The sequence below is a fragment of the Pseudorhodobacter antarcticus genome (assembly GCF_900110135.1).
Lineage (GTDB): Bacteria > Pseudomonadota > Alphaproteobacteria > Rhodobacterales > Rhodobacteraceae > Pseudorhodobacter > Pseudorhodobacter antarcticus.
Map to the genome: position 1 here is coordinate 1 of NZ_FOCO01000013.1, position 13,167 is coordinate 13,167.

A 13,167-nucleotide genomic window follows, 5' to 3' on the forward strand; every position below is an offset into this window, starting at 1 on the left:
CATCTGTGAAGGCATGACCATCTGTTCGTTCTCCTGCGCCCTCAAGTGTAAACTTCAGCCAGTCGATTGTCTCACGATTATTGGCACGGAGGGCGGGATGGAACAGAATAGCGTTGCAAGCCAAGACCAAAGCCGGGGCCGTAAGGGCGGTTGGCAACTTGCCACTGTGGTGTAACGGAAAGATCGGTGCGTCGTGCCAGCGCAATCATCGTCAATCGCCAGACATGGCCGTTGCCATCCAAGAAGGGATGGATCCAGAACATCCTGTGGGTCATATCGCACAGGTGGGGCAGCAGGGCTGTAGGCGGCATGTGCCAAAACTTTGCGATGTCGTCGCACAGCTGTTGCATGGCGGGGCCAACGGCGCTGGGCGGCGCACAAGGGTCATTGCGGCGCAGGCCAGGGGCCATAACGCGCGTAACAACAATACGCCTTGGCGTTTGCAGCAGTGGCGCTGGGCTGCCGCGATACGCACCCACCACCTGATCGGCAAAAAGGCCGCCGTAAAGCTGTCGATGCAGTGTTCGCGGATCGCCCATCAGCGGCCAGAGTTGGGGGGTGGGCAAGGTCCGAAATGCAGCTTCGGCCGTGGTGCAGCGGTTTGTCAGCAGGGCAATGGCTGCGGCGTTCAACCGCGTGGCCGTCCGCCGGATGCTTGCGGCGCGCCCTGCGGCGGTGCCGGGTTCAGACGATCCTGTGTCGCGCGCCATTGTGTGGCCCTAATTCCCAAAACCTATCTTACTCCTGCCACGGTTTGACAATTATCTAATCATGATTTTTCGCGATGTTTGCGCCAGTGGTGTGTGATGTACCGAGGAATTGGTTGATGAAAAAGGTTTTGTTTTCCAGCATTGATGGTGGCAGCGTGCACCAAGGCCTGATTTTGGCGCAGCTTGACGAAATCATGACCATTGCCCAAGCCACATCCGATATCATTACCCTAGAGGTGATGACCTTTGCGTTTGCCGGTACAGACATTGCCACGGCGATGGAAACGCTGGTCGCGCAATGCGATACCATACACATTAAAATTCTAGCTGATTGGAGCCAAGGCGCGCCGAAAAGCCCCAGTGTTGTGTCGCGGCTGGCGGCGCACCCATCCGGTCGCATCACGTTGAAATACAAGTTGGATTTGCCCTATTCCACTGACCCTATCAGCGAGCGGGTTAGCTGGCGGTATCACACCAGCCACGGGATGTTGCATCACAAAACCATGTTGATGACCCGTGCGGGGCATGCGGAACGGTTAATCCTTGGCAGTTTCAACTGGAGCGCACGCGGGGCGGTTGCGTATGAAAACACACTGCTTTTGGTGCGCGATGGCGTGACCGATGTGGTGCTGGATGCCTTTTGTGCTGAATTTGCGGCCCTGTGGGGGGATTTTTTTGCGTCTGTCGCCCCGGCGCAGGCGGCGTAGTTGGCAATCATTGCGCGCCAAAAGGTGCAATCTGGGGGGAATATGCACAATCTGGATGATTTGCAGGCTGTGCTTGAATCATATGCGCCCAGAACTGAATCCGAAACCGTACCTGCAACTGACATGGGCGCGCGCGGCCAGACCTATCTGTGCGAAGGTTCTATTCTGCCTGCGTTCTCTGGCCGCTACCTGACAAGGCGCGAGGCACATTACGGGTTTGCCCCAGCCAACAACAGCCGAAACCTTGATTTGTTGCGACCGTTCGGCGCGCGCCGGCCTGCCCCATGTTCGGTGAACGCAGTTGCGTTCGAGGCAATCCGCGCTGTGCCAGACGGCGGGCGATTGAAAGTCGCAATGTACGCCATGTCGGCGCGTGTGCCCGAATACGGCGCGTTGATAGAGGCCGCCCGCCGCGGCTGCCCTATTGAGGTGTTGCTTGACCGTAAAATTGGCAAAGTTTTTGGCGAGGATTTGGCTGCGCGCGCAAAAACCGAAGGGTTGCCGATCACCGTTCGAGGCACCAATCGGCGGATGCACCAAAATTACATTCTGGCCCAAGATTGCCACAGCGTGGTGACCGGGACCGCCAATCTGACCCAAGATTCCGCCAATCGTCACGCAGAATATCGCATTTTATTCCGAAATGACCCCGCGCTTGCTGCCCAGTTTGAGACTGACTTCAACACCATCTGGCAGCGCGTCGCCTAACGTCGCATCCCCTTCAACCGTTCCGCAATTGCAAAGATCACCTTTATGCCCACCTTTTATGGCACCCCTTCAAATTATCAGATCGACGGAAGCGTCGATTCTGACGATATTTTTGGCGGCGATGGTGACGACCTTCTTTATGGTCATGGTGGTGACGATGGAATTTATGGCGAGGATGGCAACGACCACCTGTCTGGTGGCGCGGGGGATTACACGCTTGAGGGCGGTGACGGCGATGACCGTCTTTATGGTGGGTTGGGTAACGACAGTCTGGACGCGGGCAACGGCGATAACAGTGTGTTTGGCGGGACGGGTGACGACACTCTGTTTGGCGGCGACGGCAACGACACAATGGGTCTGTAAACAGCAGCCCCAATCTGATCGCCAATGGTGGATTTGAAAACGGCACCCACAGCGCAAATGGCGTAAATGGGTTGACGGGCTGGGCCAACTTTTCGGGATCACCAGACAGTGCCGATGATGGCGCAGCGGCGGAAAGCTGGAACACCACCAATTATGCTGCGGATGGCACGGGTTATGTGACGATGTGGGGCACCACGAACGGCACCCAAGAAGCGATGAGCCAAGCCTTGGCAGCGCCGCTTTTGGCGGGTGTCACCTGCACTGTCACGCTGGATGCGATTTCATCGGATAATATTGGCGGGCAATGGTTTACCCCGGCCAATATCCCTTAGTTTTCCAGATGCTCGACCAATCGACCATGACGGTTTTAGGATCTGTCACGGTGCAATCCACCGGGTATGAAAGCTATAGCTTTACCATCACGCCAAGCACGCCCGTCACCAGTATTGTCATTCGGCCTATGGGGGCGGGGCTGGGCACTTACCCTTCCTTGATCATCGACAAGGGATTTATGCGAGGACGCCCACGTTGGGCGAGGCTGGAAATGATCTGATTGACGCGGGCGGCGGTGATGATCTGATTTATGCCGGAACGGGCAATGACACGATCGCCGCATGCGAAGGTGCGGATACGGTCTATGGCGGGGCGGGCAATGACCTGATTTATGCCAAAGCGGCGGACGGCGTTGCAGATCAGATTTTTGGCGGGTCCGGCGCAGATGTGATTTACGCAGGCGGCAATGATACCGTCGATGGCAGCGTTGTCGGCATTGACACAGATATTTTGCGTTTGGGGCCTGCGCCCGTTGGTGGATCAAAAAAATGTGGTGATCATCGGGGCGGACAGCAACGGCAACGGCTTTGACGGTTACGTAGAGTTTTTGGATGCCAGCGGCACCGTCGTGTCCACCCTGCAATTCACTGGGATTGAGACGATTGTGCCCTGTTTTATCCCTGGCAGTCGCTTTGAAACCGATCGCGGTCCGGTTCTGGTGGAAATCTTGCGCCGAGGTGACCGCGTTTTGACAAAGGACCAAGGGTTTCAACCCTTGGTTTGGGTTGGGCATAAAACCCTGACGCAGCAGGCCTTGGCGGCGGCCCCCCATCTGCGTCCAATCCGAATTTCTGCAGGTGCGCTGGGCGCGCGTGCGCCTTTGCAAGATGTGTGTGTCACCTCAGCATCGCATGTTGATCAGTGGTGACGCCGTAAATCTGTGGTTTGGCGCCGATGAAGTGTTGTTTGCGGCCAAGTACTTGACGGTTTTGGACGGTATTGCACCCGTTTCGGTCGATTGCGTCACTCACGACCATGTGATGTGTGAAGCACATGAGATTATCTTGGTCGATGGGGTCTGGACCGAAAGCTTTCAGCCCGGCGATGCTAGCCTCTGCGGCCTAGATCACGCCGCACCGGCAGAAGTTCTGGCCTTGTTCCCCGAGTTGCAAGGCCAAGACGCGCTTGAGTATGTCGCAGCCCGCCCCAGCCTGCGCAAGCATGAGGCGATGGTGCTGTTGGCTAGTCATTCCAGTTAAGATGGGGCGGTTAGGTAGCCTTTACCAAAGCATCAATCGCCTTCAGGCTGGTCAAAAGTCCGGCCAATTCGGACAAAGGCACCATATTGGGGCCATCTGATGGAGCGCGGTCTGGGTCGTCGTGGGTTTCAATGAAAACCCCTGCCACACCCACTGCCACCGCCGCACGAGACAGAACAGGCACAAATTCGCGCTGCCCGCCTGATGATCCGCCCATTCCCCCTGGTTGCTGCACGGAATGGGTTGCATCAAAGATCACAGGTGCGCCGGTTTGCGCCATAATGGGCAAGCTGCGGAAATCGCTGACCAATGTGTTGTAGCCAAAACTGGCCCCCCGTTCGGTTAACATCACATTGTTATTGCCTGACCCGGTGATTTTCGCCACTACATTCACCATATCCCAAGGGGCAAGAAATTGCCCCTTTTTCACGTTGATCACTCGGCCGGTTTGGGCAGCAGCAATCAGCAGATCCGTTTGGCGGCATAAGAAAGCTGGGATTTGCAGAATGTCACAAACCTCGGCTGCGGGGGCACAATGGGCGGCTTCATGCACATCGGTCAGCACGGGCATGCCAAAACGTTCTTTTACCTCAGCAAAAACCGCCATTGCTTGTGCCATGCCGATGCCGCGCGGGCCGGTCAGGCTGGTGCGGTTGGCCTTGTCATAGCTGGCTTTGAACACCGCCTGCACGCCGACGTTTCGCGCAATTTCGTCAATCGCAGCCGCCATTTCCAGCGCGTGGTTGCGACTTTCCATTTGGCAGGGGCCAAGGATAAAGGCCACGGGGGCCGCGTTATCAAACACCACATTGCCGGCGGTTACGGATGTCTTTGCTTGCATTTCAGGCCCCACATTTTGCACCCCCCTGCGGTGGCGCAAGCCCGCCCGCGTGTCAAGCAAGATTGGTTTTTCTTGACACGAGCCTGTGCATGGGTGCATTAAATGAACATACGTTCAATTCAGGCGGGGGTTGCTGAATGTTCATGGCGTCAATGCGTTTCGATTTGGGCGATGATATCGTGGCCCTGCAAGATATGGTGCATCGCTGGGCGCAAGAACGGGTAAAGCCAATGGCGCAAGCGATTGACGTCGATAATGTCTTTCCAGCGGCGTTGTGGCGCGAAATGGGCGACCTTGGCATGCTGGGGATCACTGTGGCCGAGGAGGAAGGCGGTGCGGGCATGGGATACCTTGCGCATGTGATCGCGATTGAGGAAATCGCGCGGGCCTCTGCCTCCGTTTCGTTGTCATACGGGGCCCATTCCAACTTATGCGTGAACCAGATCAAGCTGAACGGCACAATAGGTCAAAAGGCCAAATACCTGCCCGGTTTGATTGCTGGAACCCATGTTGGCGCGTTGGCGATGTCTGAGGCGGGGGCGGGGTCGGACGTGGTCAGCATGAAGTTGCGGGCGGAAAAGAAGGATGGATACTACGCGCTGAAGGGCAACAAATATTGGATTACCAATGGCCCGGATGCCGACGTGTTGGTGGTTTACGCCAAAACCGACCCGGAGGCGGGCAGCAAGGGCATGACCGCGTTTATTGTGGAAAAGACCATGAAGGGGTTTTCCACCAGCCCGCATTTCGACAAACTGGGGATGCGCGGATCCAACACCGCAGAGCTGATTTTTGACAATGTCGAAGTGCCGTTTGAAAACGTGCTGGGCCTTGAGGGCAAAGGCGTGCGGGTCCTGATGTCGGGTCTGGATTATGAGCGGGTGGTGCTGTCTGGCATCGGCACCGGGATTATGGCGGCCTGTCTGGATGAGGTTGTGCCTTATCTGCAAACCCGTGAACAATTTGGCCTACCCATTGGCAATTTCCAACTGATGCAAGGCAAAGTGGCCGACATGTATACGGCAATGAATTCCGCCCGTGCCTATGTCTATGCGGTGGCGCGCGCCTGCGATCGTGGCGTGGTGACGCGCGCCGATGCGGCGGCCTGCGTGCTTTACGCGTCGGAGCAAGCAATGGTGCAGGCGCATCAAGCGGTGCAAGCCTTGGGCGGTGCCGGATTTTTGGCCGACAGTGTTGTGTCACGCTTGTTTCGCGATGCAAAGCTGATGGAGATTGGGGCTGGCACGTCTGAAATCCGGCGGATGCTGATTGGCCGAGAGGTTTTGGCAACTTAATCATGTGTTTTTCGTCCCTTTAAGTTTGCAGTCACCCAAGAGGCCCTGATGAAGTTGCAATCGACGTTCCTGCCCAATTCGGAAGCCGCCCGCACCAATCGGGCCGCCCATCTGGTGATGTTGGATGCTGTTGCACAGGCCGCGACACTTGCGGCGGCAGGGGGCGGGGCGGCATCCCAAGCGCGGCACATTTCGCGCGGTAAAATGCTACCTCGGGACCGGGTGGCAAACTTGCTAGACCCCGGGTCGCCGTTTTTGGAAATTGGGATCACGGCTGCGCACGGGCTTTATGGTGGTGAAGCGCCTTGTGCGGGCGTCATAGCGGGCATTGGCCACGTCATGGGGCAAGAGGTTATGGTGGTGTGCAATGATGCGACCGTCAAAGGTGGTACTTATTATCCAATGACGGTCAAAAAACACCTGCGCGCCCAAGAAATTGCCGAAGAAAACCATCTGCCTTGCATCTATTTGGTCGATTCAGGCGGGGCCAACCTGCCCAACCAAGATGAGGTGTTTCCCGATCGCGACCATTTTGGGCGGATTTTTTACAATCAGGCCCGCATGTCGGCAAAAGGGATTGCGCAGATCGCCGTGGTCATGGGGTCATGTACCGCTGGCGGCGCTTATGTTCCCGCCATGTCCGATGTGACCATCATCGTTCGCGACCAAGGCACGATTTTTCTGGCGGGCCCCCCATTGGTCAAGGCTGCCACCGGGGAAATCGTCAGCGCCGAAGACCTTGGCGGCGGCGACGTGCATACCCGCCTGTCTGGCGTCGCAGATTATCTGGCCGAGGATGATGCGCACGCATTGGCGCTTGCCCGCCGTGCGGTAAGCCATTTGAACCGCGCCAAACCTGTGACCGTGCAATGGCAATCGGCAGAAGATCCGGCCTATGACCCCGATGAAATCCTTGGCCTCGTGCCCCCCGATCTGCGCACGCCCTATGACATCCGTGAGGTGATTGCCCGCGTGGTTGATGGGTCGCGTTTTGATGAATTCAAAGCGCGGTTCGGCGAGACGCTGGTCACGGGTTTTGCCTATGTAAACGGCTGCCCGGTCGGGATTGTGGCCAACAATGGCGTGCTGTTTTCAGAGGCGGCTGTGAAAGGTGCGCATTTCGTGGAACTGTGCAGCCAGCGCAACATCCCTTTGGTTTTTTTGCAAAACATCACGGGGTTCATGGTGGGGCGCAAATACGAATCTGAAGGGATTGCGCGCCACGGCGCCAAGCTGGTCACGGCTGTGGCGACCACCAATGTACCCAAAATCACCATGTTGGTTGGCGGCTCTTTTGGCGCGGGCAATTACGGCATGGCGGGGCGCGCTTACAGCCCGCGCTTTTTGTGGTCATGGCCAAATTCGCGCATCGCGGTTATGGGCGGCGCGCAGGCGGCAGGGGTGTTGGCATCGGTCAAGCGCGACGGCATTGAACGCAAAGGTGGCGCGTGGAGTGTAGAGGCAGAAACGGCCTTTAAACAGCCCACGTTGGATATGTTTGAGGCGCAATCCCACCCGCTTTATGCCAGTGCGCGGCTTTGGGATGATGGGATCATTGACCCGCGTAAAACCCGTGCAATTCTCTCCCTCTCCCTTTCTGCCGCCCTTAACGCCCCGATTGAGCCTACCAAATTCGGCATTTTCCGCATGTAAATCATCATGTGGTCCCAAATATCCCGGGGTTCTGGGGGCTGGCCCCCGGCGACCTTAACCAAGCGAGACGCCCCATGTTTCAAAAGATACTGATCGCCAACCGTGGTGAAATTGCCTGCCGAATTATCGAAACCGCCCATAAACTTGGCGTTGCGACGGTCGCAGTTTATTCCGATGCCGACGTTGCGTCCAAACATGTTGCGATGGCGGATGAGGCGGTTCATATCGGTGGATCTGCCCCGCGTGACAGTTATCTGCGCGGCGATATGATCATTGCGGCGGCGCAGGCCACGGGCGCGCAGGCAATCCATCCCGGTTATGGATTTTTGTCGGAAAACCCAGATTTTGTTGATGCTGTAGATGCTGCGGGTCTGGTTTTCATCGGCCCCTCAGCGCAGGCAATCCGCGCGATGGGGCTGAAAGATGCTGCGAAACGGCTGATGATGGCTGCAGGGGTGCCGGTGGTGCCCGGCTATCTTGGTGAAAACCAAGACTCAGCACATTTGGCTGCGGAAGCGTTAAAAATCACCTATCCTGTGTTGATAAAGGCCGTGGCGGGTGGTGGGGGCAAAGGCATGCGCTTGGTCGCCAATTCAGGCGATTTTGCAGCCGCATTGGCAAGCGCGCAAGGTGAGGCGGCGACCGCGTTTGGCAATGACGCAGTACTGATTGAGAAATATGTCGATAAACCCCGCCATATTGAGGTGCAGGTGTTTGGCGATGGTGTGGATGCGGTGCATTTGTTTGAACGCGATTGTAGCCTACAACGGCGCCACCAAAAAGTGATTGAGGAGGCGCCAGCCCCCGGCATGACACCCCAAATGCGCACCGCGATGGGCGATGCGGCCGTCAATGCTGCCCGCGCGATTGGGTATAAAGGGGCCGGCACCATCGAATTTATCGTTGATGCCAGTGACGGCCTGCGCGTTGATCGGTTTTGGTTCATGGAAATGAACACACGGTTGCAAGTAGAACATCCCGTGACCGAGGCAATTACTGGGGTTGATCTGGTCGAATGGCAGCTTCGGGTGGCATCTGGCGAACACTTGCCGCTGCGCCAGCAGGATTTGACAATTAAAGGCCACGCGTTTGAGGCCCGCCTCTATGCTGAGGATGTACTCGCCGGGTTTTTACCGGCAACGGGGCGGTTGGACCATTTGGTATTCCCATGTGATGCGCGTGCGGACAGTGGGGTGCGGGCGGGTGACACCATCAGCCCGTGGTACGATCCAATGATCGCCAAGATCATTACGCACGGACCCAGCCGCGCCGTGGCATTGTCGAAACTGTCGCGCGCCTTGGTGCAAACGCAAGTGGCGGGATCGGTCACGAACCTTGCGTTCCTTGTCGCGTTGACCCGGCATCAAGGGTTTGGTCAGGGGGATGTTGACACAGGATTGATTGGGCGGGATTTAGATGCTTTGATTGAAACGCCCATTGCCACTGCGCCCATCAAAGCGCTTGCGGCATTGGAAGTGGCCAAGTTACCAAACGATGCTTTAGCGGGTTTTTTTCAATGGAACCCTTTGCGTCAAACCATCCTTTTGCGGCATCAAAGCGCGGTGTGCGATGCGATGCTGGAACTCCTTGGCCCCAACGCCGCGCGTGTTACCATGGACGGTCAAACACTGGTTGCAGATCGCAAAAACGGACTTTGGCACATAGACGGGGCGATAGGCGCAAAGGCGATGTGGACAGGGGCCAGTGTGACGGTCTTTGCACCAGAATGTGCGTTTAGCTTTTTCCCGATGGATCCCTTGGCGAAAGATGCTGTGGTGGCAGGGGATGGGCGCGCCACGCTGTCGCCGATGCCGGGAATGGTGAAGGCCGTTTTTGTGGTGGCAGGCCAGACGGTCACGGCGGGTGACCGTTTGTGTGTGCTGGAAGCGATGAAGATGGAACATACCCTGACCGCCACGCGCGATGGGGTTGTTGCCGAAGTGCTGGCATCAGCGGACGAACAGGTCGAGGCGGGGGTGGCCCTGATCTTGTTAGAGGGGTCGGAATGATCCGGCTGCACCATATCGCACAATCACGATCTTTTCGCATTTTGTGGTTGCTAGAGGAGATCGGGCTGCCCTTTGATCTGATCCCACATGCGTTCGACAAAACCCTGCGCGATCCTGCTTATTTGGCCTTGTCGCCCGTTGGTCGCGTGCCTGCCTTGGAAATCGACGGGCAAGCATTGTTTGAAAGCGGCGCGATTGCAGAATATTTGGTGGAAACCCGCGCTCCGCATTTGATGCGCGGTCCGGGGCAGGCGGGCCGCAGCACCTATCTGGAATGGGTGCATTTTGGTGAAACCATTGGTCAACATCTGGCCAATCTGACCCAGCATAACATCGCCCTGCGCGAGGATTGCATGCGATCCCCGACAGTGATGCGTCTGGAGGCGAAGCGGCTGGCAAATTGCCTTGAGGCGGTCGCAGCGCAAGCAGGCGATGGATATGTGGCGGAAGATTTTTCAGCGGCGGATATTCAATGCGGATACGGGCTGTGGCTGGGTCAACGTTTTGTTCGCTTGTCGACTGCGGCGCAGCAATATTTGAACCGACTGACGGCGCGCCCTGCGTTTCGGGCGGCATTGGCCAAGGATGGCCCCGCCAAGATCTATACCCGCGACTTTTATCCCGCACCGGAGGCGTAAATGGAGCGCGTTGAAATCTGCGAAGTTGGCCCGCGAGATGGTCTGCAAAATGAGACGCGGCTGATTCCCTTGGCCGAAAAGGTGGCATTGATTGATATTTTGTCGCGCGTAGGCTTTCGGCGGGTGGAGGTGGCCAGTTTCGTGTCGTCAAAATGGGTGCCGCAAATGGCCGACAGTGCGCAGGTTATGGCGCAAATCGCGCGTGTGCCCGGTGTTACATACGCGGCGCTGACCCCCAATATGCAAGGTTATGCGGCGGCGCGCGCGGCGCGGGTTGATGAGGTGGCGATTTTCGCCTCAGCCTCTGAAGGGTTTTCAAAGGCCAATCTGAACGCGACGATTAACGAAAGCCTTGCGCGCTTTGCCCCGGTGGCGCAGGCGGCGCGACGCGATGGGGTCAAGCTGCGTTGCTATGTGTCTTGTGTCACGGATTGCCCTTTTGATGGGCCTGTGCCCCCCGATGATGTCGCGCGTGTGGCGGCTGCGCTGAGCGATTTAGGGTGCCATGAGATCAGTCTGGGTGACACAATTGGGCGCGGCACGCCGCAAACGATAGATGCCATGTTGGACGCGGTTTTGAAGGTGGTGCCCACTGGCCAATTGGCGGGGCATTACCATGATACCAACGGTCGCGCGCTGGAAAATATTGGCGCATCACTTGCGCGGGGGCTGCGGGTGTTTGATGCGGCGGTTGGGGGCCTTGGCGGTTGCCCTTATGCGCCGGGGGCGGCGGGTAATGTGGCGACAGAGCGGGTGGCGCGCTATTTGACCGCCCAAGGGTTTGCGCATGGTTTAGATGTGGGGCTGTTGGACCAAGCGGCGGGGATGGCGTGGGCAATGACAAGGCGGGATAAGCATGACATATCAGACAATTGATCTGCAAACAGACGCACGGGGCGTGGCGACCTTGACGCTGGCGCGGCCTGAAAAACGCAATGCAATATCAGCGCAGATGATTGCGGATTTGACCGATGCGGCAACTGTTCTGGCGGCAGATACGGCGGTACGCGTGGTAGTGCTGGCCGCACTTGGCGACAGTTTTTGTGCAGGAGGGGATCTAGGCTGGATGCGAGATCAAATGGTCGCTGATGGGCCGACACGCGCCGCTGAGGCACGCAAATTGGCGATGATGTTGGCCGCGTTGAACAATTTGCCCAAGCCTTTGATCGGGCGCGTGCAGGGGCAGGCCTATGGCGGTGGGATTGGGTTGATGGCGGTTTGCGATGTGGTCGTTGGGGTGGAAGGCGCGCGATTTGGCTTGACCGAAACTCGCCTGGGCCTGATCCCTGCGACCATCGGTCCTTATGTGATCGCGCGGATGGGGGCAGCCTGTGCGCGCAGGGTTTTTGCTTCCTCCCGGGTGTTTGATGCAGCACAAGCGGTTGGGTTGAACTTGATAAGCCAATTGGTCCCGGCCGATGGTTTGGATGCTGCGATTGAGGTGGAAGTGCTGTCATATCTGTCTTGCGCACCCGGTGCTGTGGTAGAGGCTAAGGCATTGATAAGGCATCTATCTCCGGCCCCCGATGCGGCCCAGATTGAGGTAAGCATCGCAGCCCTTGTCACCCGCTGGGAAAGCGCGGAGTGCGCTGAGGGCCTTGCTGCATTTTTCGCAAAGACCAGGCCAAGCTGGGTGCAATGAGGGGCGCATTAAGCCCTTAAGCCATATTTTTAATTCAGTGAATTTACCACGTTTTCGCGGGGGTTTTCACACGGCCTTCGGTTGACCCCGCCCAGGTGGAGGAGTACATTGAACACTAAATGTCTTTCGCCCTTCGGCGCTGGATGGTCGTGTGCCCTGATGGATAGGAGCAACTTCGTGGATCAAATGCTGCGGGAATATCTGCCGATAATCATTTTCTTGGCCATTGCTATTGGACTGGGGCTGGTTTTGTTGCTTGCCGCAGTCGTGCTGGCGGTCAGCAACCCCGACCCAGAAAAAGTTTCGGCTTATGAATGTGGCTTCAACGCTTTTGACGACGCGCGCATGAAATTTGATGTTCGCTTCTATCTGGTGTCGATCTTGTTCATCATTTTTGACCTTGAAGTGGCGTTCTTGTTCCCTTGGGCTGTCGCCTTTGGCGAAATTTCGATGACCGCGTTCTGGTCGATGATGGTGTTTCTGGCCGTTTTGACGGTCGGTTTTGCATATGAATGGAAAAAAGGAGCGCTGGAATGGGAGTGATGGCAGGTTCCAACACCGCAGCCGCGGATCTGGAGGCTTCGACGCAAGCCTTGAATGCTCAATTGCAGGACAAAGGATTTTTGCTGACCTCGTCCGAGGATATTATCAACTGGGCGCGCACGGGATCGCTGCACTGGATGACCTTTGGGTTGGCCTGTTGCGCGGTTGAAATGATGCATACCGCGATGCCGCGTTATGATGTGGAACGGTTTGGCTTTGCGCCCCGCGCATCGCCGCGGCAGTCGGATGTGATGATCGTGGCAGGCACGTTGACCAACAAAATGGCCCCGGCGCTGCGCAAGGTTTATGACCAGATGCCAGAGCCGCGTTACGTGATTTCCATGGGGTCCTGCGCAAACGGGGGCGGGTATTACCACTATAGCTATTCTGTGGTGCGTGGCTGTGACAGGATTGTTCCGGTTGATATTTACGTGCCCGGCTGCCCCCCAAGTGCTGAGGCGTTGCTATATGGTATCTTGCAGTTGCAGCGCAAAATTCGCCGTACCGGCACGCTGGTTCGTTAAGG

The 13,167-nt window shown here is 57.2% G+C and carries 16 protein-coding genes and 1 pseudogene; 15 read left to right on the forward strand and 2 right to left on the reverse strand.

Features of this window, described 5'->3' with window-relative positions:
* Positions 1–77: 77 nt before the first annotated feature.
* Positions 78–710: a Fic family protein gene (locus BMY36_RS08340; RefSeq protein ID WP_050518132.1), complete on the reverse strand. Its 633-nt coding sequence runs from the start codon at positions 708–710 to the stop codon at positions 78–80.
* Between the two features lie 116 nt (positions 711–826).
* On the opposite strand from BMY36_RS08340, the gene BMY36_RS08345 reads away from it, so the two are divergent.
* The 7 genes and pseudogenes from BMY36_RS08345 to BMY36_RS20445 all read left to right on the forward strand — a co-directional run bounded on the left by BMY36_RS08345 (position 827) and on the right by BMY36_RS20445 (position 4,020).
* Positions 827–1,417: a phospholipase D-like domain-containing protein gene (locus BMY36_RS08345; RefSeq protein ID WP_050518133.1), complete on the forward strand. Its 591-nt coding sequence runs from the start codon at positions 827–829 to the stop codon at positions 1,415–1,417.
* 42 nt (positions 1,418–1,459) lie between these two features.
* Positions 1,460–2,125, forward strand: a complete 666-nt coding sequence (locus BMY36_RS08350; RefSeq protein ID WP_074818614.1) for a phospholipase D-like domain-containing protein — start codon at positions 1,460–1,462, stop codon at positions 2,123–2,125.
* A 45-nt stretch (positions 2,126–2,170) separates the two neighbouring features.
* Positions 2,171–2,488, forward strand: coding sequence for a calcium-binding protein (locus BMY36_RS08355; protein WP_050518135.1), 318 nt, complete (start codon positions 2,171–2,173; stop codon positions 2,486–2,488).
* A gap of 71 nt (positions 2,489–2,559) precedes the next feature.
* The gene (locus BMY36_RS08360; protein WP_050518136.1) at positions 2,560–2,820 is read left to right on the forward strand and encodes a hypothetical protein; all 261 of its coding nucleotides are present in this window, start codon (positions 2,560–2,562) and stop codon (positions 2,818–2,820) included.
* Positions 2,821–2,846: 26 nt separating this feature from the next.
* Positions 2,847–3,041 (forward strand): hypothetical protein, encoded by a 195-nt coding sequence (locus BMY36_RS19445; RefSeq protein ID WP_156215046.1) that lies wholly within the window; start codon positions 2,847–2,849, stop codon positions 3,039–3,041.
* Positions 3,017–3,352 (forward strand): calcium-binding protein, encoded by a 336-nt coding sequence (locus BMY36_RS20440; protein WP_050518137.1) that lies wholly within the window; start codon positions 3,017–3,019, stop codon positions 3,350–3,352. The genes BMY36_RS19445 and BMY36_RS20440 overlap by 25 nt, the downstream gene beginning before the upstream one ends.
* Positions 3,240–4,020, forward strand: a pseudogene (locus tag BMY36_RS20445) (Hint domain-containing protein). The gene BMY36_RS20440 and the pseudogene BMY36_RS20445 overlap by 113 nt, the downstream one beginning before the upstream one ends.
* Positions 4,021–4,030: 10 nt before the next feature.
* Here the strand turns inward: BMY36_RS20445 and kdsA are convergent.
* Positions 4,031–4,861 (reverse strand): 3-deoxy-8-phosphooctulonate synthase, encoded by an 831-nt coding sequence (gene kdsA, locus BMY36_RS08380; protein ID WP_050518168.1) that lies wholly within the window; start codon positions 4,859–4,861, stop codon positions 4,031–4,033.
* Between the two features lie 137 nt (positions 4,862–4,998).
* Between kdsA and BMY36_RS08385 the strand changes: the two genes are divergently transcribed.
* The 8 genes from BMY36_RS08385 (at position 4,999) to BMY36_RS08420 (ending at position 13,165) form a co-directional block, all read left to right on the forward strand.
* A complete protein-coding gene (locus BMY36_RS08385) occupies positions 4,999–6,156 on the forward strand; it encodes an acyl-CoA dehydrogenase family protein (protein ID WP_050518140.1) in 1,158 nt (385 codons plus the stop codon).
* A 48-nt stretch (positions 6,157–6,204) separates the two neighbouring features.
* Positions 6,205–7,809: a carboxyl transferase domain-containing protein gene (locus BMY36_RS08390; RefSeq protein WP_050518141.1), complete on the forward strand. Its 1,605-nt coding sequence runs from the start codon at positions 6,205–6,207 to the stop codon at positions 7,807–7,809.
* 74 nt (positions 7,810–7,883) lie between these two features.
* Positions 7,884–9,818, forward strand: coding sequence for an ATP-binding protein (locus tag BMY36_RS08395; RefSeq protein WP_050518142.1), 1,935 nt, complete (start codon positions 7,884–7,886; stop codon positions 9,816–9,818).
* Entirely contained in the window at positions 9,815–10,456 is a 642-nt protein-coding gene (locus tag BMY36_RS08400; protein WP_050518143.1) for a glutathione S-transferase family protein, read from the forward strand. Before BMY36_RS08395 ends, BMY36_RS08400 begins: the two co-directional genes overlap by 4 nt.
* Positions 10,457–11,332 (forward strand): hydroxymethylglutaryl-CoA lyase, encoded by an 876-nt coding sequence (locus BMY36_RS08405; protein ID WP_050518144.1) that lies wholly within the window; start codon positions 10,457–10,459, stop codon positions 11,330–11,332.
* Positions 11,313–12,098, forward strand: coding sequence for a crotonase/enoyl-CoA hydratase family protein (locus BMY36_RS08410; RefSeq protein ID WP_050518145.1), 786 nt, complete (start codon positions 11,313–11,315; stop codon positions 12,096–12,098). Before BMY36_RS08405 ends, BMY36_RS08410 begins: the two co-directional genes overlap by 20 nt.
* 177 nt (positions 12,099–12,275) lie before the next feature.
* Positions 12,276–12,641 (forward strand): NADH-quinone oxidoreductase subunit A, encoded by a 366-nt coding sequence (locus tag BMY36_RS08415; protein WP_074818620.1) that lies wholly within the window; start codon positions 12,276–12,278, stop codon positions 12,639–12,641.
* Positions 12,632–13,165: a NuoB/complex I 20 kDa subunit family protein gene (locus BMY36_RS08420; protein ID WP_050518147.1), complete on the forward strand. Its 534-nt coding sequence runs from the start codon at positions 12,632–12,634 to the stop codon at positions 13,163–13,165. The genes BMY36_RS08415 and BMY36_RS08420 overlap by 10 nt, the downstream gene beginning before the upstream one ends.
* Positions 13,166–13,167 lie beyond the last annotated feature (2 nt).

What these genes read in the sequence shown, in the direction of transcription:
- BMY36_RS08400 (WP_050518143.1), top strand. Translation starts at nt 9,815, where the DNA reads ATGATCCGGCTGCACCATATCGCACAATCACGATCTTTTCGCATTTTG.
- BMY36_RS08410 (WP_050518145.1), top strand. Translation starts at nt 11,313, where the DNA reads ATGACATATCAGACAATTGATCTGCAAACAGACGCACGGGGCGTGGCG.
- BMY36_RS08340 (WP_050518132.1), bottom strand. Translation starts at nt 710, where the DNA reads ATGGCGCGCGACACAGGATCGTCTGAACCCGGCACCGCCGCAGGGCGC.
- BMY36_RS08345 (WP_050518133.1), top strand. Translation starts at nt 827, where the DNA reads ATGAAAAAGGTTTTGTTTTCCAGCATTGATGGTGGCAGCGTGCACCAA.
- BMY36_RS08395 (WP_050518142.1), top strand. Translation starts at nt 7,884, where the DNA reads ATGTTTCAAAAGATACTGATCGCCAACCGTGGTGAAATTGCCTGCCGA.
- BMY36_RS19445 (WP_156215046.1), top strand. Translation starts at nt 2,847, where the DNA reads ATGACGGTTTTAGGATCTGTCACGGTGCAATCCACCGGGTATGAAAGC.
- BMY36_RS08405 (WP_050518144.1), top strand. Translation starts at nt 10,457, where the DNA reads ATGGAGCGCGTTGAAATCTGCGAAGTTGGCCCGCGAGATGGTCTGCAA.
- BMY36_RS08355 (WP_050518135.1), top strand. Translation starts at nt 2,171, where the DNA reads ATGCCCACCTTTTATGGCACCCCTTCAAATTATCAGATCGACGGAAGC.
- BMY36_RS08385 (WP_050518140.1), top strand. Translation starts at nt 4,999, where the DNA reads ATGTTCATGGCGTCAATGCGTTTCGATTTGGGCGATGATATCGTGGCC.
- BMY36_RS08420 (WP_050518147.1), top strand. Translation starts at nt 12,632, where the DNA reads ATGGGAGTGATGGCAGGTTCCAACACCGCAGCCGCGGATCTGGAGGCT.
- BMY36_RS08350 (WP_074818614.1), top strand. Translation starts at nt 1,460, where the DNA reads ATGCACAATCTGGATGATTTGCAGGCTGTGCTTGAATCATATGCGCCC.
- BMY36_RS08390 (WP_050518141.1), top strand. Translation starts at nt 6,205, where the DNA reads ATGAAGTTGCAATCGACGTTCCTGCCCAATTCGGAAGCCGCCCGCACC.
- kdsA (WP_050518168.1), bottom strand. Translation starts at nt 4,861, where the DNA reads ATGCAAGCAAAGACATCCGTAACCGCCGGCAATGTGGTGTTTGATAAC.